The following is a 20,361-nucleotide window of genomic DNA, read 5'->3' as shown; positions in this document are numbered from 1 at the left end:
ACGATTACATCAGCACGTTTCTTAAATCTTGCAGGCAGTCAACCAAACGTTGGCTGAATCTGGCCGCTTCTGCCCCGTCAATTACCCGGTGGTCATACGATAAAGAGAGTGGCAACATCAGTCTCGGAACAAACTCCTGTCCATTCCATATCGGCTTCATTTCAGATTTCGATAGTCCAAGAATAGCCACTTCCGGTGGGTTCACAATCGGCGTGAATGCAGTACCACCAATGCCACCCAGACTCGATAGACTGAAACAGCCACCCTGCATATCTAATAAGGTTAGCTTACCATCACGGGCATTTTGCGCTTTTTCATTAATCTGCTGTGTGATTTCTGTAACAGAAAGTTGATCAACGTCACGAATTACAGGCACCAGTAATCCTTTTGGCGTATCAACGGCCACACCAATATGAACATAGTCTTTTAAGATCAAAGACTCGCCGTCACGACTCAGTGACGAAGCAAATTGTGGAAATTCCCGTAAAACCTTAGCCAGAGCTTTCAATACAAACGGCACGACAGAGAAACGTAAACCTTGGCTGAGGTACCGTGTGTTCTGGGTCTTACGATAGCTTTCAAGGTCAGTAATATCGGCCAGATCAAACTGGGTAACCTGGGGTACATTCAGCCAGGCAGCCGTCATTGCTTTGCTTGTCGCCCGTTTAATATTATTCAGAGGTTCGGTCGATACAGCACCAAATCTGGAGAAATCGATCTCTGGTATGGCCGGAATTCCTCCCCCTGCAGCGCTATGAGGGGCGTTAATACGTTGCTTAACAAACTGCTGAACATCATCCTTGGTGATACGTCCCTTACGACCACTGGCATTGACTTCTGACAGCTCGACACCGAATTCCCGCGCCAGTTTTCTCACAGCAGGCCCTGCATGCACCTGGCCAGAGACCCGCGTCGGTGGCGGCTGCACTACTGAATTTGGGTCAGGATTGACAGGTGTTTTCGGTGTTTCAGTGTGTAACGTTACATGGTTGCTGTTCTTTGAGGCGAGGTCCTGTGGAGACGAAACATCGTCGGACGTATGGTCGTCTGAGCTTGCCGCCAACCGCAGAGTCAGCATTGCATCCCCTTCGCTCACCTTGTCACCCACGACAACAGCCAGAGAAGTAATCTCACCGGCTTCGCCAGCTGGAATTTCCAGGGTTGCTTTATCGCTTTCCAGCACCAGGATGGTTTGCTCCTCCTCTACCTGATCTCCAACCACGGCATTCACTTCGATCACTTCTACGCCTTCACTCCCTCCCAGATCCGGAATAACAATGGCTTTTTCAGTACGTTCAGTCACCCTATTCGTCTGACTTTCCGACGCAGGAACCGTAACCTCCGTTGTTTCGACTTCCGCGACTGTGGCCTCGACAGATGAATTGTCAGAGCGGGATACAATGCTGATAAATACATCGCCTTCATTAACTTTATCACCAACCGCGATCTTTATAGCTTCTACCCGACCGGCATCTTCCGCTGGGATTTCCATACTGGCTTTGTCTGTTTCAAGCACCAGTAAAGTTTGTTCCGCTTCGATCTGATCGCCCACTGCGACGGAAATCTCGATCACTTCAACGTCGCCCGCCCCGCCCAAATCCGGAATTCGGAACTCTTTGCTCATACGTATTTCTCCTTACTACCCTGCCTGGTTATGAGTACGCTTATTACGAGTAAAGCGGATCGGGTTTGCTGGCATCGATGTTGAGCGCTGTGCGCCATTGTTCCAGTTCAGTCGGCTTCAGATCGCCCTGCTTCAGCAGTTCAAAACCCGCCGCCCAGGCCACATGTTGCCAGTCAACCTCAAAGAAACGACGCAGGTTTTCGCGTGAATCACTACGGCCAAAGCCATCGGTGCCTAAACAACGATAACGACGACCTTCAGGAATAAACGGACGAATTTGTTCAGCATATGCTTTCATATGATCCGTGGTTGCCAGGATAGGACCACTGGAAGCCGCTAACTGCCGGGTAACATACGGTTGTACCTGCTGATCCCCCGCGGATAGATATTCCTGACGCTCACAAGCCAGACCATCACGACGTAATTCATTAAATGACGTGACACTCCAGACATCTGCACTGATACCTTGATCGGCCAACCATTCCGCCGCTGTTTCGACCTGACGTAAAATCGAACCGCAGCCCAATAGCTGAATTTTCGGACCAGACTGAGTGTTGGCTTTTAGGCGATAAATACCACGGCGAATGCCTTCTTCCACACCGTCAGGCATTGCCGGGTGTGCATAGTTCTCGTTCAGACTGGTGATGTAATAAAAGACTTTTTCTTTCTTCTCATACATCCGCTTTAAACCATCCTGAATAATTACCGCCAACTCGTAGGCATAGGTTGGGTCGTAAGACACACAATTAGGAATGGTTGAGGCGAGAATATGGGAGTGACCGTCCTGGTGTTGTAAGCCTTCACCATTCAATGTGGTACGCCCGGAAGTAGCACCAATTAAGAAGCCCTGACATTGCATATCACCGGCTGCCCAGGCCAGGTCTCCAACTCGCTGGAAACCAAACATGGAGTAATAAATATAAAACGGTATCATCGCCAGGCCGTTAGTGCTGTATGAACTTCCCGCAGCCATCCAGGCAGAAAATGCGCCTGCTTCGTTGATGCCTTCCTCCAGAATCCGACCTTTTTTATCTTCGCGGTAATACATTACCTGACCCTGATCAACCGGCTCATACAATTGACCTTCCGAGGAATATATACCCAACTGGCGGAACATACCTTCCATACCAAAGGTTCGTGCTTCATCCGGCACAATCGGGACGACTCGATCCCCCATGGTTTTGTCTTTAATCAACTGTGACATGATGCGCACAAATGCCATGGTGGTCGAAATTTCGCGTTCTCCCGTACCATCGGTTTGTGCTTTGAAGAATGCTAAATCCGGTGCGGTCAGTGCGGTCCAGTTTTCATTGCGCTGTGGTAAAAAACCACCCAGTTTTTCCCGCTGCTTACGCATATATTGCAGCTCAGGGCTGTCTGCAGGAGGGCGATAAAAAGGCAGATGTTCCAGATCTTCATCACGCACCGGAATATCAAAACGATCACGGAATGCGCGAATACTTTCGATATCCAGTTTTTTTACCTGATGCGCTTGGTTCTGTCCTTCAGCTTCTGCTCCCATACCATAACCTTTTACGGTATGCGCAAGAATAACCGTTGGCTGCCCCTTATGGTTCATAGCCGCCTGGTACGCCGCAAATACTTTGTAAGGGTCGTGACCACCACGATTTAATTTATAAATATCGTCATCGGACAAATCTTTAATAATTTCTTTTAATTCAGGATAGGCTTCAAAGAAATGCTCACGTGTGTATTTTCCACCTTTGGCTTTGTAATTCTGAAATTCACCATCGACGGTTTCATCCATTCGCTTCTGCAATAGTCCTTTGCGATCTTTTGCCAGTAATGGATCCCAGAAACGACCCCATACCACTTTAATGACATTCCAGCCGGCGCCCCGGAACTGACTTTCCAGCTCTTGAATAATCTTGCCATTGCCCCGCACCGGGCCATCCAGGCGTTGCAAATTACAGTTAATGACAAAGATCAGGTTTTCCAGTTTTTCACGACCCGCAAGACCAATCGCTCCAAGTGTTTCCGGTTCGTCACACTCACCATCACCGAGGAAGGCCCAGACTTTACGATCTTTTCGTGGTACCAGCTCGCGGGCCGATAAATAACGCATAAAATGCGCCTGATAAATCGCCTGCAAAGGCCCTAACCCCATGGATACCGTCGGAAATTGCCAATAATCCGGCATCAGTTTCGGATGAGGGTAGGAAGATAACCCCGGACCCAGCGCCTCCTGACGAAAACGCTCAAGATCGGATTCCTGAAAACGGCCTTCCAGATACGAACGAGCGTAAATACCCGGTGCAACGTGACCCTGGTAGTACAGCAGATCACCGTGAGGACAGTCCTCATTGGCTGAATTCGGCGCCCGAAAAAAATGGTTAAAACCCACATCGTATAACGTTGCACTGGAAGCAAAACTGGAAATATGACCTCCCAGATCACCACCTCCTTCCTTATTTGCTCTCAGTACCATCGCCAGTGCATTCCAACGCACCAGCGAGCGGATGCGCCGTTCCATAAATAAATCGCCCGACATCGGGGCTTCATTTTCCGGTGAAATCGTATTGCGATAAGGGGTATTTAACGCATATGGCAATGGCATGCCGCTTTTCGTTGCCCGTTCGGCAATACGCTCAATCAGATAATGCGCCCGTTCGACACCTTCAGCACGGATGACAGAGTGAATAGCATCCTGCCACTCTTTGGTTTCCTGCGGATCGATATCAACAGTTTGGGCATTATCCAGCGGATTCTCGTCCATTAAAGGCTCCCGGAGTTTATCGGTTATTACTGAGTACCTGATTGCTCAAACACTGCAAAGTCGTTGGTGAGTGAGAACTGTTCCTTAATCCAGTATAGTCAAAGGATCTGGGGAACGACTGTGAAGTGAACATGAGCCAAGAAAACGAAAAGTTGACCGCTGAACAACTAACCGACAAAGAGATAGCAAATCAGCGCCATAAAGAAAAAATGGCGCGCCACAAAGCCAAAGTAGATGCCGCCATCGAACGCGCCCAGGAAGAGCGCGGTGTGGTGATCGTGTTAACCGGAACCGGTAAAGGTAAAAGCAGTTCGGGCTTCGGTACCGTTATCCGGACGTTGGGACACGGTTACCAGGCCGGATTGGTGCAATTTATTAAAGGCACCTGGAACTGCGGCGAAGCTAATATCCTGAAAAATCTGGATGGGCTGCAACATGAGGTCATGGGGTCCGGTTTCACCTGGGAAACTCAGGATAAAGAGCGCGATCAACTGGCATTTGATACCGTTTGGCCCAAAGCCAAAGCCATGCTGGAAAATCCACAACTGCGCACCGTAATGTTTGATGAAATTACGTATATGCTGGCTTACAAGCTGCTCGACTGGGAAACCTTAAAGGAAGCTCTGGATAACCGTCCAAAGGATCAGAACGTGATTCTTACCGGCCGCGGTGCACCGAGCGCTTTGCGTGAATACGCCGACACAGTTACCGATATGAAAATGGAAAAGCACGCCTTTAAGGCCGGAGTAAAAGCTCAGGCAGGGATCGAGTGGTAACAGCTATTTATTGGTGATGGATCACTTCGATACCAGCACGGGTAGCTTCCAGCGAGGTTAATGACTCCAGTGGCTGCGGCATAGCGTAGAAATACCCTTGCTGCAGTAAAATGCTGGTGCTACTCAGAATATCTTTCTGAGCCATCACCTCAACACCTTCAGCAATGCACTGCATATTAAATTTCTCGCATAAATCGCGGATAAAAATCAGTGTATTGTGATCTTGCTGCAGACGATCAATAAACGCTTTATCAATTTTAACGTAATGTGCTGGCAGCTGACTGATATAAGCCAACGAGGAATAGCCGGTACCGAAATCATCAATGGCCAGTTTAAACCCGGCTTCCACCAGCTGATCCAGGCAAGGATTATTTTCTTCGACAACGGGTACCAGTACACTCTCTGTCAGTTCCAGCACCACATCATCAGCCTGATAATTATACGAAGTTAACAACGCCACCAGTTTGTCGATGAAACCAGGCTGAACCATGTGTGCGCCTGATATATTAATAGTGACTTTTGCCTGCGGTGAAAAACGCTGACGAATATCCGTCAGATCACGGCAGACTTGTTGAATAACCCAGGATTCCAGACGCGCAATTTTACCGCTGTCTTCTGCTACCGCAATAAATTCCAGCGGCGACAAATGCCCTAATGTTGGATGATGCCAGCGTAATAGCGCTTCAACCATTACGGTCTCATTACTCTGAGCATTAATAATTGGCTGATAATGCAGAACAAATTCATTATTACTGATGGCTTCATCCAGATACTGCAGAATTTCAGTACGACGTCGCAGATACGATTCCATGCCCGGTTGATAAACCACAGCCTGATTACGTCCCTGTTTTTTCGCTTCGTACATTGCTGCATCCGCCTGAACGACCAATTCATAAATATCAGACGAGTCTTCCGGAGAACAGGCAATACCAATACTGGCGGACACTCTGACAACACAATCACTGGCCACTTCAAATGGACGTGATAAGTCGTATAACAACTGTCGTGCCTTTTCGAGAATACCTTTAGTACTGTTTTTACCGAGAAAAACCACAACAAATTCATCGCCACCAAGGCGCGCACAGACTTTTTTACCAGGCTGCGACATCAACACATTGGCCAGACGGCGCAGCAATGCGTCTCCGGCGTTATGCCCGTAACTGTCATTAATGGGTTTAAAACCATCCAAATCGATATAAAACAGCGAATATTCTTTACCCTGATGGCTCGACATATATTGCAGTAAACCACGACGATTCATTAATCCGGTTAACAGGTCGGAGCGGGCTTCATTAGCGGTTTCAATTTCGCGCAGCTTACGTTCCTGAATATCAATCAGGGTAAGGACATAACAAGGTGAAGAAGAAATTTTATGCTGGATATTCACTTCAGCGTGATGCCAGCGCATCCCTTTGAGGGTATTCAGCTCAATATCACGGCCATTGGAACTCATGACTTTAACGAACCAGACACTGATGTCGTCAACCAGAACCTGGCGCAGGTTTTCGATATTGTCACCGAACTGTTCGATAAACGGAGGATTAACGCTGATGATGCTGCCGTCTTCATCAAAAATAACGGCCATGGCAGCCGAAGGTATACCACCATCACTGAGCATTTCCGGTGAGAACTGCCCTTCCAGTAACATCACCATGCGCTCGCTACCGTCTTCCAGCTCGACCATCACGCCAGACAAACGACAGAAAACCCGTTTTTTCTGCCCTTTTGGTTGTATTTCCCACCAAACGTCGATGTGTTCACCGACGTTAAAGCGTTCCATATATCCCATCAGAGTTTGCTGTACCGCCTGAGATTGATCACTGGAAAAATCCCGGTTACAAAACTCGTCCAGGCTGTCAGCGTCCCATAATTCCAATGCAGATGCATTAGCCCAGACCATTTTCTGACCAACCACATCGTAGGCCCAGACCGGGGATCTGAGCTGGGAAACAGTTAAGGCATTCAGACTGGGTAACTTCATTGACAACTACTGCAGACTCGGAACAATTGATAAACCTCGGTTTATCAAAAGATAAATATATAAATTAACCTTGTTCACGAATTAAAGACGCTAATCAGACAAAAGTACAGAGTTATAGCGGCTAAGCATGGCATCTTATAAAAATCCTTACCGGGCCTTGCTTACGTCTCTAAGTACCTGAGTTTCCGGAGTTTATATGCAGGATTGTAAATTAATCGAATATCATTATTAAAATCTTAAAGCTGCAACTGGTGATAAACGTCAATAGATACCGGAATAACAAAGCAGCTGTCATTTCAGGCATCTCATGGTTGGTTGTGTTCCCAACCATTGAATACTGGTTATTTGTACAGTACTGTATATAAAAACATATACCGGCATTCAATAATGGTCAGCACACAACACACAGGGCTTTACAAAAAAACAGCAAAACAACCGGTCGATACGCTGCAGCAGATGATTGGTCTGGGCCAGGTTTGGTCTGCCAATGACTGCCAGGACGAATCCGATAACATACTGAGTAGTGGTTTTACCGAACTGAATCAGTACTTGCCTGGTGGCGGCTGGCAGCCTGGTCAGGTGTGTGAAATCTACGCCCAGCCAGGCAGTGCCGAGGTCAGTCTGCTTTTACCGGCACTGGCAACACTGAGCCAGCAAGCCAAGTGGTTGTTATGGGTCGCGCCACCCGCCATTCCTTATGCCCCCACATTAATGAGTGCCGGAGTCGAGCTGAAACAGATACTGGTTGTACACAGCCAGAGTTATGAGCAAGCTTTATGGTGCATGGAGGAAGGTTTGCGCAGTGGTCAATGCAGTGCCGTGCTGGGTTGGCCGCAACAATGGCACAAACAACATATCCGACGGTTGCAGATCGCGGCCCAGGACAGTCAGAGCTTTTGCTGGCTATGGCCACAAACTCCGTTTGATGCCAGCGGTTCTCCGGCGGCATTGCGGTTAAAACTGCAGCGCCAGCGACAAGGCCTGACACTGGAATTCCTGAAGCGCCGGGGCAGTTGGCCAAGCAGCCCTTTCACTCTGAACCACGATCTGGCGCACATCAGCCCGGCACCGTCTTTATGAATTTCTGGATTTATCTGTATTTTCCGGATTTGTACCTGCACAGCTTCCATCAGCAGCAGGCGGGTCCCTTCGCTCTGCTGGAAGCCCAGGGAGGGCAGTATTATGTCTGTCAGCGCAATACACGGGCAGCCGATGCCGGTGTCGAAGTGGATATGCCCTTAGCCAGCGCTCTGTGTCTGTGCAGCAACCTGCAAACCAGCCTGATGGATCCGCACAAGGCCGAACAGCTGCTACAGCAACAAGCGCTGTGGGCATACCGTTTTTCTGCTCAAGTATGTCTTGATCCGCCACAAGGACTTTGGCTTGAGGCTGCCAGTATGCAAAATTTGTTTGGTGGCGCATCCGCTTTGTGTCAGCAGATTCAGAAACGGGCTGAAGCGTATCAGTGGCCACTGCAAATAGCCCTGGGCTATACCCCCGCGGTTGCCAAAGTTCTGGCCGTCAATAACTGCGGCCAAACCCGGCAGTGGCAACATCCGCTTAAACACCAGCAGTTAAAGATGGATAACCAACAACAACTCCGGCCGTTATCGATGGCGCAGCTGGGGTTAGCAGAATCTCATCAGCTGGCGTTACAGCGCTTCGGTGTTCACCATTACCACCAACTACTGAAACTGCCACTATCGGAACTCGCCAGTCGCTTCGACAGTGACTTGATTCACTGGCTGATGCAGTTGAGTGGCGACAAACCAACCACAATGAAATTCTTCCAACCACCACTCGACTTCTGTGATGAAGCGTTATTCATTCACGACGTTGAACACGTTAACGGCCTGTTGTTTCCATTACGCCGACAGCTCAGCGTCCTCAGTGCTTTTCTGCACCAACGGCAACTGGCGATTGATCATGTCAGAATTCGACTGAAGCACCGCCAACATGCCGGGGATCTCAATAATGACAGTCATTGGTTGATTCGTTTTGCCCGGGCGGAATACCGTCAGCAGGAATTAACCCAGTTAATTCGTTACCAATTAGAGAAGAAGACGTTAACCGCGCCAGTACGGGAAATGGTTCTTCAGGTGTGTCGATTTGTCAGTCAGCAGCCACAGCAAACAGACTATTGGCCAGATTCTGTACATTGTCGCCAGGAACACGGCCAGCAGTTGCTCAATCGCCTGCAAGCCCGACTGGAACACAACCAGTTATTCCGTTTAACCAGTAATGCCGATGCCCGACCCGATCATGCCTGGCAGGCACTGCAGGCTGAACAGGTCTATCCGGCAAACAATCGTCATCGTGTGACGGGCCAAAACGACCGGCCATTATGGCTATTGGCACAGGCGATTCCCTGTGCAGAACCGGAACACATAATTTCTGGTCCCGAACGTATCAGTAGTGGTTGGTGGCAACACGGAGAGCAGCAACAACGTGATTATTATCAGGTGATCGAACAACAGAAAAATACACGGCAACACTTATGGGTATTTCGTGATGCCCGTAAACAATGGTTTATTCAGGGCTATTTTTCATGAGTGATGATTCTGGTAATAATACCATTCGCCCCCGACAATATGCCGAGCTGCACTGTGTCAGCAACTTTTCTTTTCTACGCGGTGCCTCACACCCACAGGAACTGATTGAACGTGCCGATCAGTTACAGTATCGCGCTCTGGCGATTACCGACGAATGCTCGCTGGCGGGTGTTGTGCGTGCACATCAGGCGATAAAAGACCAAAAGTTAAAAACTCGGTTAATTATTGGCAGTGAGTTTTATGATGAGAAAAAACGTAGCTGCTATGTATTAATTGCTCCGAATAAAAAAGCCTATAGCGAACTGAGCCAGTTGATCAGTCATTGTCGTCGTCAGGCAGAAAAAGGCCATTATCGGTTTTCCAGTCAAGATTTATTGCCTCTCAAACATCTCTTTTTATTGTGTCGTCCGGCAGATATTCATCAGTATGAAGAGCAACAGCTGATCAACCAATTTTATCATCCACAACCCGATAAAAATCGCTATTGGCTATTAGCAGAACGTCTGCTGGATGAACATGACAGTCACAACTATCAACAAATTCTGCAATGGGCAAAAAGTGAAGAGCTACCCGTTGTCTGTGCTAATGATGTTCATATGCATCATAGTCAGCGGAAATCACTACAGGATTGTCTGACGGCGATACGCATGAATCAGACCATTGAGCAAAGTAAAGACCGATTATTCAGCAATGCCGAGCGTCAGCTGCGCTCCACCCAAAAACTGCATCATCTGTATCCGCAAGAACTGATTTCAACCACGTCGGAGATCGCTGACCGATGTCACTTTAATCTTGATGAAATTTCCTATCACTATCCAGAAGACCTGGTACCTGAACATCAGTGCCCGCATCAGCATCTGAAAGATCTGGTCATGGCGGGTGCCAGAAAGCGTTTCCCCAAAGGTATTCCGAAAACTGTAAAAAAAACCATAGAAAAAGAACTGACACTGATTCAATACAAACACTATGAACATTATTTTTTAACCGTTTATGACATCGTTCGATTTGCCAGATCTCAGAACATTCTCTGCCAGGGACGTGGTTCAGCAGCAAACTCGATCGTTTGTTATTGTCTGGAAATTACCGAGGTCAATCCGACTGAAGTCAGCTTGTTATTTGAACGGTTTATTTCCGAAGAGCGCAACGAGCCGCCGGATATTGATGTTGATTTTGAAAGCCAGCGACGCGAGGAAGTGATCCAGTATATTTATCGCAAATACGGACGAGAACGAGCAGCACTGGCAGCCACCGTAATCAGCTATCGCCGTAAAAGTGCCATCCGTGATGTTGCCCGAGCACTGGGTCTTAATCTGCTGCAGTTAGAACAACGCATTGCCAACTACGGTTGGCGTTATCATGGCGAAAACTGGCTGGATGAACTGTTAACCGGCAGTCAGGAGCCTGGTCATTTATTGCGTTCGCTTAAACAACTGGTCGCTGATATTATCAATTTCCCCCGTCACTTATCTCAACATGTCGGTGGTTTTGTTATCTGCGAAGGTTTATTAGCCGATCTGGTCCCTATAGAAAATGCCAGTATGGCTGACCGTACTGTCATTCAGTGGGACAAAGAAGATCTGGAATCACTCGGACTGATGAAAGTTGATATTCTCGGGCTGGGTATGCTGTCAGCGATTCGCCGCTCTCTGGAAATGTTATCGACAACAGAACAACAAACAACGCTGGCAGATATCCCACGCGATGATCCGGCTACGTATCAGATGTTACAACGAGCCGACAGCGTGGGGGTTTTCCAGGTTGAAAGCCGGGCTCAGATGAATATGTTACCGCGGTTAAAACCTCGTAATTATTATGATCTGGTTGTACAGATCGCTATTGTCCGTCCCGGTCCGATTCATGGTGACATGGTTCACCCTTATTTAAAACGTCGTAATCAACAAGAAGCTGCAGACTACCCGATGGAGGCATTGAGACCGATTCTGGAGCGTACTCTGGGTATTCCTTTATTCCAGGAGCAGGTGATTGCTTTTGCGATGGTTGCTGCCGACTTTACCGCCGCCGAAGCCGATTTATTACGACGTTCAATGGCCAGCTGGCGTAAAAAAGGTCATATGCACCGATTACAGCAGCGGCTGGAAGCCAATATGTTGGTTAACGGCTTTGAACAGGAATATATCCGCCGTATCCAGCGTCAGTTGGAAGGGTTTGGTGAATACGGATTTCCCGAATCACATGCAGCCAGTTTCGCTCTGCTGGTCTATGTTACTGCCTGGCTGAAATGTCATTATCCTAATGTGTTTTGCTGTGCGTTATTAAATAGTCAGCCGATGGGGTTTTACAGCCCGGCGCAATTAATTGAAGACGCACGCCACCATGGCGTAAAAGTGTTACCTGTGGATATTAATCACAGCGGCTGGGATCATCGAATCGAGGTTGATCAGGGTATAAATAAAAGTCAGCCACTTCGTTTAGGTCTGCGACTGGTTAAAGGATTTAATCAGGATGCAGCGCAGCGCTTACAACAACATAAGCCTGAAAACGGTTACAACAGTATTGCTGAATGTATTCGCCTGGCACAACTGAATAAACAAGAACGGGAGTCACTTGCCAGCGCCGGTGCGTTTGATAGTTTATCGCAGCACCGATACCAGGCACGCTGGCAGGTCGCGGAACCCATTCAGGACGATTTATTAACCCCATTACAGTTAGATAATCCCTTCTCACAAGATTATCTGCAGGCACCGAATGAAATTGATAACTTACAGGAGGATTATCAAAGCCTCGGACTGACACTGGGTCGGCATCCGTTAGAAATATTGCGCGAACAAGGCAAACTCGGCGCCAGTGTCACCGCACTGGGCCTGACGCAATGCCAGCACAACAGCGAGGTGTATGTTGCCGGACTGGTTACTTGCCGCCAACGGCCCGGAACCTCTGCCGGAGTGACATTTATCACACTGGAAGACGAAACCGGCAGTATTAATATCGTTGTTTGGCTATCGACGGCCAAACGCCAACTCAAAACCCTGGTGAAATCTCGTATTTTACAGGTCTATGGCAAACTCGAAAAAGATGAGAATTCCGGTGTGATTCATATGATTGCCTACCGGCTACTGGATTTAACCGACACCATCAAACAGCTGGAAATCACCTCCCATGACTTCCATTAATCAGGTAGTCTGTGACCCTGTTAACAATACTGTAAGTTGAAATCATGCCCGTTTACCAAGCACACAAACTTCCGGAAACATTTCCACAGCAATTCGATTTTATTATTGTTGGCGCCGGTTCAGCCGGATGTGTACTGGCCAATCGATTATCGGCGAATGGCCATTATTCGGTGTGCTTACTGGAAGCCGGGCCTGTGGACCACTCTGCCGCGATTCGGATCCCGGCGATGGTCGCGGCTTTGATTCAATGGAAAAAATACAACTGGAAATTTTCCAGCCAGGAAGGTACGGCGTTGAATCATCGCCAGGTGTACAGCCCAAGGGGAAAAACGCTGGGTGGCAGCAGTGCAATTAATGCCATGGTGTATACCCGCGGCCACCAGCAGGACTATCAGCGCTGGCTATCTGTCGGCGCCAGTGGCTGGGGTTATGACGACCTATTACCCTACTTTCGTGCCACCATGAAACAACAGCGTTCACAGCTACAGGACGATCATTACCACGGTATTCATGGTGAATTAGTCGTCAGTGATTTAAATCATATTCAGCCTATCAGCCGTAATTTTGTATCGGCCGCCCAACAAGCTGGTCAGCCATATAATCACGATTTTAATGGTACCGAACAACGCGGTGTCGGTTTGTATCAAGCCACCATCAATCGCGGCGAACGCTGCTCCAGCGCCCATGCTTTTCTTCACCCGATACTGACACGAAAAAACCTGACGGTAATTACTGATTGCCAGGTAAATAAAGTACTGACAGAAACGACGGCTGACGATCAACTGACAGCCACCGGTGTCGAGATTCAATTATCACACACCTCGGGATCATCCAGAAATATCAGCGCCGTCAGGGAAGTCATCTTATCTGCCGGAGCATTTCAAAGCCCGCAGCTGCTGATGCTATCTGGTATTGGTGATCCGGAAGAACTCGGACGTCACCAGATTCCCTGCCAACTGGCGCTGCCAGCCGTCGGTAAACACCTGCAGGAGCACGTGGATGTTGTGGTAGTCAACCGGGCGAACAACCCCAAGATAAAAACCTCTGGGCTGAGTTTTTCTCCGGCCATATTGCCACGCCTGGTCAAAGAGGCGGGTAGATACTTCCGTCCGTTCAAGCAGCCGCAACGCCAAGGATTGCTCAGCAGCTGCCTGATTGAAGCCGGTGGTTTTATTTGCTCAGATAAGCAACAGTCAGTACCCGATTTACAACTGATGTGTACCCCAGGGTTATTTGATGATCACGGTCGTAATCTGAGATTTATGATGGGCTGGGGATTTTCAATGCACATTACCCTACTGCGCCCGAAAAGCCGTGGGCAAATACGTCTGAAGGACAATAATCCGGCATCATCACCCCATATTCATTTAGGGTTGTTAAGTAACGAGGCAGATATACAGCCTCTGCTCAAAGGTATTCGCCAGGCACGTGACATTATTCAGTGCGAGGCGCTGGCTCAATATCAACTCGAAGAGGTCTTTCCCGGAAAACACCAAACCAGCGATGAACAATTAATGGCTTTTGTCCGTGATAAGGCAAACCACGTCTATCATCCGGTCAGCAGCTGTCGCATGGGAGAAAACCCTCAGGATTCCGTTGTGAATAATCACCTACAGGTTCATCACTGTCGTCACTTGAGGATTATGGATGCATCGGTCTTTCCGGATCAGATCAGTGCTAATACGAATGCAACGGTTATCGCCATGGCAGCGAGAGCTGCAGACTTGATTTTGCAGCGCCCCGTCCTGAGGTAATCATCACCTAAGCCTGACCAGGCATGTCATCACAAACGGTATCGGCCGCAACGTTGCCAGCGGCAGACTCGACAAAATGACGCAGTCCCTCAACATCGAGGGGCCGGGAAAACCAGTAGCCCTGATAATGATCACAGCCCAAAGTATTCAACATGCGAACCTGTTGCTCGGTTTCGACGCCTTCTGCCAATACCGACATGCCATAGTTCTTCCCGATGGCAATGATGTTTTTAATCATCTGACGGGCTTTTTCGTCATGATGAATATCATCAACAAAGCTTTTATCCACTTTTAACTCATCAATTGGTAATTTCTGCAGCACACTCAGCGAAGAGTAACCGGTACCAAAATCATCAAGCGAGAGATTAAAGCCATGATCACGCAGCGCAAAAATAACCGAACCAACGTTATTCATATCCTCAATAAATAAGTTTTCGGTTATCTCCAGTACGATTTCGTGCGGCGAAAACCGGTAACGCTGGATAAGCTCTGCAAGCATGTGAACAAAGCCTGGCTGCAGCAACTGGCGTACAGAAATATTCAGTGATAAGTTGAAATGAGATGACAATACATCCTGTACCTGACGTATATCCCGCAAACTGCGTTCAATAATAAAATTTCCAAGCTCCGTCATCAAACCACTGGTCTCAGCCACAGCAATAAACTGATCCGGCGGAATAAAACCCAACTCAGCATTGTTCCAACGCACTAATGCTTCAACGCCGACTAAACTGCCGGCCCGATTCATCTGCGGCTGATACACCATAAACAGCTCGTTGCGATGATACGCCAGCCGCAACAGCTGCTCGATGCGATTATGCCGGAGATACGTGTCTTCAATTTCGTCACGATGTATCACAACACTGTTTTTGTCTTTTTTTGCCTCGTACATGGCGATGTCTGCTGCACGTAATAATGCGTTCAGAGAATCACCATGCTGAGGGTAACGGGCAATACCGATACTGGCGCCGAGATGAAACTGCATATTACGCACACTGAATACCTGGCCCAGACTGTTAATGATATTTCCGGCACAGGCTTTTAATTCCTGTTCGTCGGATCTGGTGGTGATAACAACAAATTCGTCCCCCCCCAAACGCGCCACTAACTCCGATTGACCAATCTCACGACCCAGGCGCCGCGCCACATCCTGTAACACCTGATCACCAACATCGTGACCAAAATTATCATTGATGCCTTTAAAGTTATCGATATCGATAAAAAGTAAACTGAAGCGTTCGACACCAATATCAATCAGATGAGATGTGCGATTGACCAAAAAATAACGGTTCGGCAATGCTGTTAATACATCGTGAGCGGCCTGATATTCCAAATGATTACGAGTTTTTTTGTCTGCTGCTGCGATAGATCGGAATAACGCCAGAATAATCAGCTGCAAGATCAGAAAAATCGCTGCGTAAGTCATCAGCGTAGGAATAAGCTCCATCACCACATCGTTAAAATCAACCGATGAAGACACCCATAAATCGTAACGGTTATCATACAGCGTCGCCTCTATACGCTGCCTGCCATCACGTTCAACCTTATACGCCATCGCACCCGGTAATTGGCGAATACCCGCAAAGTCTGTGTTGGCTGCAGCCATTAAAGCAGAAAAGCCGTTATCCAGTATCGTGTCAGACAAAGGTTGCTGGTAAATCACATCAAGATTTTTGGCACTGGATGAATGGTATTGCAGGTAAAAATCGCTGCCACGAATCAGGTTAACCTCATCGGTCGTGCCGTAATGCAGATCTTTCTCGAATATTTTTGACGCCCCCCGAACGCGAATACCGGCGGTCATTACCGCCAGTACATTGCCCTCGCTATCGCGCAGAGCTTTACGAATAGGAATGCTCCATTCCCCCATCGCTTTTATATAATAAGTGCGGCCAACCACCATATTGTGTGATAACAACGTATCACGAAAGGAATCTCGACTGCTGTCCTGGGTCGCCAGGTTAGGTAACAGGCTTTTATCCTGAGCCGAATTCACCAGCACCAGCTCACCATCTGGTCGGGCCAGACCAAAACCCGAAACCCAGGGGTTAACCACTAATAAATCGTCGAGTATTTGAGGCGATTGAGGGGATGTCAGATCACGATGTTCGCGCAGTAACTGTTGGCCTAAAACATCCAGTAGCATTTCCTGACTGACAAACACAGCATGAATGGCAGATGCAACCTGCTCCGCGCGATGAATGTGCTGCTGTTTATACTCGTTAACAACGCCCTGCCAACGATGACTGGAAATTACGCCAGCCAAAACAATACTTACCAGCAAAAATATAAAGTAGATGGTCCATATGTTACGTGTCAGCTGGACCATGATCCTGAATACCACATGTTTAGATAGCCACGAATTTTCCTTAGTGTGACAACTATAGTGACAAATCAATCATCTTCCAGCAGAGAAACCCGCAAATGACATAAATCAACAAAGTAATTGATAACGTAACTGTCAGTAAATAACTCACATCATACAATCAACACGTAAACCCGGAACCGAAACTGGAGTTTATATATCTTACGGTTATATACATTTAAATTAACAGCACGCAATAACGTCACTCAACCATGACGAAAGTCGCCATCCGGTCGAAAATCGTGACTGGCGTATAAATCCGACAGCAACACGGCAGCACCGCTGGGCTGAACCATGCGGGCATGAGTGCGTTTCAAGCGACGAGGTTCATCAACACCGCAGGAATGCGCAATCACCCCAACCTCCTGAATCATGGAGTCAACGTATTGTGCGACGCGACGCGCCTTATCGTTAACCACCAGGCCGTTCTGCAATTTAGGGTCGTGTGTCGTAATACCGGTCGGACAGGTATTCGAGTTGCACTGCAGTGCCTGGATACAACCCAACGCAAACATAAAACCACGGGCCGAAACGACAAAGTCCGCCCCCGTACACAAAGCCCAGGCAACCCGATCTGGATTAATCAACTTACCCGAGGCAATCACACGAATACGCGGGCGCAAATTAAATTCATCCAACGTATCGATCAACATAGGTAACGCCTGATTTAAAGGCAGCCCCATATAATCCATCAGCGGCTGTGGTGCCGCACCGGTTCCACCTTCGGCGCCGTCAAGCGTGATAAAATCAGGCGCAGAGTCAATGCCCCGCAGCATAATTTCGTGACACAAGTCGCGAATCCAATCCATGCCGCCGAGTACTGTTTTAAAACCCACAGGTTTACCGGTTAACGCGCGCAGCCGGGCAATCATGTCCAGCAAATCATCCACCGAGCGGATATCCGGATGACCGTTCGGGCTGATGGAGTCCTCGCCTTCGGGAATGCCGCGGATAGCCGCAATCTCAGCAGAGACTTTAGCACCCGGTAACATTCCACCTTTACCGGGTTTTGCCCCCTGGCTCAATTTAATCTCAAACATGCGTACCTGCTCATGGGCGGCAATGGTGGCTAATTTCCCCTCGTCCAGTTCACCCAGCGGCGTACGCACACCGTATTTGGCGGTACCAATCTGGGCCACCAGATCACAGCCACTCTCCAGGTGATAAGGCGAAACTCCACCTTCACCACTGTTGATCCAGCAACCTGCTTGTTTTGCACCGTGAGACAATGCCCGAACCGCCGGTTTCGACAGCGCACCATAACTCATCCCGGAAATATTAATCAGCGACTTGGTGGTGTAAGGATGCCTACAGTTTTCACCAATAGTGATTTCCGCCGGTTCCGCAAATGTCTTTTTTAATGCCGGGAATGGACTGTTCACAAACAACACGGTACCCGGTAAATCCAGTCGACGGGTGGAACCAAAAGCGACGGTGGTGTTCACCTTTTTGGCCGCTTTATAAGCCCAGCCACGCTCAGCTCGGTTGAAAGGCATTTCCTCACGGTCCATGGCAAAAAAATACTGGCGGAAAAATTCCCCCAGATGTTCAAAGAAATAACGAAATCGACCAATAACCGGAAAATTCCGTCTCACGGTATGACGGGTTTGGGTTACATCGACCAAATACGCCATGACCAGCCATAGCAGAGTGGCCAGTAGAAAAATGGCCAGCGCACCAAGCAACGCCAACACGCCATAGGCTGCAATTATCAGAACTTCTTCAGACATAGTCACCTCTCATCATCACGGCGTTAGGTTACTGCCCGGCTGTCATAGATAAAAGTCAAATTTATCAGGAAGGACAGTTTCACCATCACAAAGAGGGTGACTCAGACGCAGGACTCTGGACTAAAAAAGCCAATACCTATACATTACCTATACATCATTAATACAAGAGTGAGTTATGAAGCTTGGGCTGATACTTGCTGATCAACTGACAACCAACCTCGCCAGTCTCCGGGCACTGAATCCTGAGCAGGACATGCTGGTCATGGCCGAGGTCGCCGAAGAAGCACAATATGTCCCTCATCATAAGCAGAAAATAGCGCTGTTGTTCAGTGCAATGCGACACTTCAGCAGGCAACTCGAGGCAGCCGGATGGCGTGTTCATTACCATAAATATCAGTCAGACAGCGCTCACACACGGTTGATAGAAGTTATACAAGCCGTTTGTTTTGAGCACGACATCGAGGCCGTAGTCGTGACTGAATGCGGTGAGTACAGGTTGCAACAAACCATCGACGAAGATTGGCAGAATCAGTTGTCTCTGGCCGTCGAAAGTTATCAGGATGATCGCTTTATAAGCTCCCAGGAAGAATTCCGTGACTGGGCCAGCGGCCGTAAGCAGCTGCGGATGGAGTACTTTTACCGTGAGATGCGTCGCAAAACCGGGCTACTGATGGAGCAGGACGAACCCTGCGGAGGCCAATGGAATTTCGATCAGGATAACCGCAAACGCTACAAAGGAGAGGTGGCCCTCGTTCCCCGTATTTGTCACCAACACGATGACATTGATCGCGAGGTGATGGCGCTGGTCGAACAGGAGTTTTCCCAACACCCCGGTACTCTGGAGCACTTTAGCTGGGCCACAACCCGGGAGCAGGCACTGGCCGAACTCAGCCATTTTGTTCAATATCGGTTGCCACATTACGGCGATTATCAAGACGCCATGGTCATGGGGGAACACACCTTATTCCACAGCCTGATTTCACCCTATCTGAATTGCGGTTTATTAACACCGCTGGAAGTCTGCCAGCAAGTGGAACTGGCCTATCAGCAAGGCAAAGCTCCGTTAAACGCTGCAGAGGGCTTTATTCGTCAGATCATTGGCTGGCGTGAATATATACGCGGTATTTACTGGCTGCTAATGCCGCACTATGGACAACAAAATCAGCTGGACAACCAGCGCCAGCTGCCAGGCTATTTCTGGCATGGTAATACGCGTATGAAATGCATGAGCGAGTGTTTCGAAAATACTTTTCGTAATGCCTATGCCCATCATATTCAGCGTTTGATGGTCACTGGCAATTTCTCACTGCTGGCGGGTATCACGCCACAGCAGGTTTGCGACTGGTATCTGGCCGTGTATGCCGATGCGTATGACTGGGTGGAACTACCGAATACTCTGGGCATGGTAATGCATGCAGACGGTGGTCGCCTGGCGAGTAAACCGTATGCTGCATCAGGCAATTACATTAATAAAATGTCGGATTACTGCAAACACTGCAGTTACTCCGTAAAGACTTCCACCGAAGAAGACAGCTGCCCTTTTAACAGCCTGTATTGGCACTTTATTCAGAGGCATCGGCCACAATTCGAGAAAAATCCACGCATGGCCATGATCTACCGTAGCTGGGCAAAAATGGCCGACGATAAACAACAGGCAATCATCAATCGTGCCGAATACCTTCTTGATCATATTGAGGCACTTTAGCCATGG

The 20,361-nt window shown here is 48.4% G+C and carries 11 protein-coding genes; 6 read left to right on the top strand and 5 right to left on the bottom strand.

Features of this window, described 5'->3' with window-relative positions:
• Positions 1-4: 4 nt before the first annotated feature.
• The gene (locus MK185_13795) at positions 5-1,624 is read right to left on the bottom strand and encodes a dihydrolipoyllysine-residue acetyltransferase (GenBank protein MCH2041699.1); all 1,620 of its coding nucleotides are present in this window, start codon (positions 1,622-1,624) and stop codon (positions 5-7) included.
• Between the two features lie 43 nt (positions 1,625-1,667).
• A complete protein-coding gene (gene aceE, locus MK185_13790; GenBank protein ID MCH2041698.1) occupies positions 1,668-4,361 on the bottom strand; it encodes a pyruvate dehydrogenase (acetyl-transferring), homodimeric type in 2,694 nt (897 codons plus the stop codon).
• A gap of 131 nt (positions 4,362-4,492) precedes the next feature.
• On the opposite strand from aceE, the gene cobO reads away from it, so the two are divergent.
• Complete coding sequence (cobO, locus tag MK185_13785; GenBank protein ID MCH2041697.1) at positions 4,493-5,137, top strand: cob(I)yrinic acid a,c-diamide adenosyltransferase; 645 nt, start codon at positions 4,493-4,495, stop codon at positions 5,135-5,137.
• 7 nt (positions 5,138-5,144) lie between these two features.
• Here cobO and MK185_13780 read toward each other — a convergent pair whose 3' ends face one another.
• Positions 5,145-7,118, bottom strand: coding sequence for an EAL domain-containing protein (locus tag MK185_13780; protein MCH2041696.1), 1,974 nt, complete (start codon positions 7,116-7,118; stop codon positions 5,145-5,147).
• Between the two features lie 387 nt (positions 7,119-7,505).
• On the opposite strand from MK185_13780, the gene imuA reads away from it, so the two are divergent.
• Genes imuA through MK185_13760 form a run of 4 tightly spaced genes read left to right on the top strand, consistent with a single transcriptional unit; the run spans position 7,506 to position 14,555 of the window.
• A complete protein-coding gene (gene imuA, locus MK185_13775; GenBank protein MCH2041695.1) occupies positions 7,506-8,198 on the top strand; it encodes a translesion DNA synthesis-associated protein ImuA in 693 nt (230 codons plus the stop codon).
• Positions 8,195-9,670: a DNA polymerase Y family protein gene (locus tag MK185_13770; protein MCH2041694.1), complete on the top strand. Its 1,476-nt coding sequence runs from the start codon at positions 8,195-8,197 to the stop codon at positions 9,668-9,670. Before imuA ends, MK185_13770 begins: the two co-directional genes overlap by 4 nt.
• The gene (locus tag MK185_13765) at positions 9,667-12,801 is read left to right on the top strand and encodes an error-prone DNA polymerase (GenBank protein ID MCH2041693.1); all 3,135 of its coding nucleotides are present in this window, start codon (positions 9,667-9,669) and stop codon (positions 12,799-12,801) included. The genes MK185_13770 and MK185_13765 overlap by 4 nt, the downstream gene beginning before the upstream one ends.
• A 44-nt stretch (positions 12,802-12,845) precedes the next feature.
• On the top strand, positions 12,846-14,555 hold the full coding sequence (locus MK185_13760) for a GMC family oxidoreductase N-terminal domain-containing protein (protein ID MCH2041692.1): 1,710 nt from the start codon (positions 12,846-12,848) through the stop codon (positions 14,553-14,555).
• Between the two features lie 7 nt (positions 14,556-14,562).
• On the opposite strand, the gene MK185_13755 is transcribed toward MK185_13760, so the two are convergent.
• Together MK185_13755 and MK185_13750 are read right to left on the bottom strand one after the other, a co-directional pair.
• Positions 14,563-16,821: an EAL domain-containing protein gene (locus MK185_13755; protein MCH2041691.1), complete on the bottom strand. Its 2,259-nt coding sequence runs from the start codon at positions 16,819-16,821 to the stop codon at positions 14,563-14,565.
• A 305-nt stretch (positions 16,822-17,126) separates the two neighbouring features.
• Positions 17,127-18,650 carry an FMN-binding glutamate synthase family protein gene (locus MK185_13750; protein ID MCH2041690.1) on the bottom strand — a complete coding sequence of 508 codons (1,524 nt, stop codon included), beginning with the start codon at positions 18,648-18,650 and terminating at the stop codon, positions 17,127-17,129.
• A 175-nt stretch (positions 18,651-18,825) separates the two neighbouring features.
• On the opposite strand from MK185_13750, the gene MK185_13745 reads away from it, so the two are divergent.
• Complete coding sequence (locus tag MK185_13745; protein MCH2041689.1) at positions 18,826-20,355, top strand: cryptochrome/photolyase family protein; 1,530 nt, start codon at positions 18,826-18,828, stop codon at positions 20,353-20,355.
• The last annotated feature ends 6 nt before the right edge of the window (positions 20,356-20,361 follow it).

This window comes from Saccharospirillaceae bacterium, from assembly GCA_022448365.1.
In the GTDB taxonomy this organism is placed as follows: Bacteria; Pseudomonadota; Gammaproteobacteria; order Pseudomonadales; family Oceanobacteraceae; genus Bacterioplanoides.
This window is presented reverse-complemented; position numbering and strand designations above follow the sequence as displayed.

Excerpts from the sequence above, each read along its gene's own strand:
- MK185_13795 (MCH2041699.1), bottom strand. The coding sequence starts at position 1,624 with ATGAGCAAAGAGTTCCGAATTCCGGATTTGGGCGGGGCGGGCGACGTT.
- aceE (MCH2041698.1), bottom strand. The coding sequence starts at position 4,361 with ATGGACGAGAATCCGCTGGATAATGCCCAAACTGTTGATATCGATCCG.
- cobO (MCH2041697.1), top strand. The coding sequence starts at position 4,493 with ATGAGCCAAGAAAACGAAAAGTTGACCGCTGAACAACTAACCGACAAA.
- MK185_13780 (MCH2041696.1), bottom strand. The coding sequence starts at position 7,118 with ATGAAGTTACCCAGTCTGAATGCCTTAACTGTTTCCCAGCTCAGATCC.
- imuA (MCH2041695.1), top strand. The coding sequence starts at position 7,506 with ATGGTCAGCACACAACACACAGGGCTTTACAAAAAAACAGCAAAACAA.
- MK185_13770 (MCH2041694.1), top strand. The coding sequence starts at position 8,195 with ATGAATTTCTGGATTTATCTGTATTTTCCGGATTTGTACCTGCACAGC.
- MK185_13765 (MCH2041693.1), top strand. The coding sequence starts at position 9,667 with ATGAGTGATGATTCTGGTAATAATACCATTCGCCCCCGACAATATGCC.
- MK185_13760 (MCH2041692.1), top strand. The coding sequence starts at position 12,846 with ATGCCCGTTTACCAAGCACACAAACTTCCGGAAACATTTCCACAGCAA.
- MK185_13750 (MCH2041690.1), bottom strand. The coding sequence starts at position 18,650 with ATGTCTGAAGAAGTTCTGATAATTGCAGCCTATGGCGTGTTGGCGTTG.
- MK185_13745 (MCH2041689.1), top strand. The coding sequence starts at position 18,826 with ATGAAGCTTGGGCTGATACTTGCTGATCAACTGACAACCAACCTCGCC.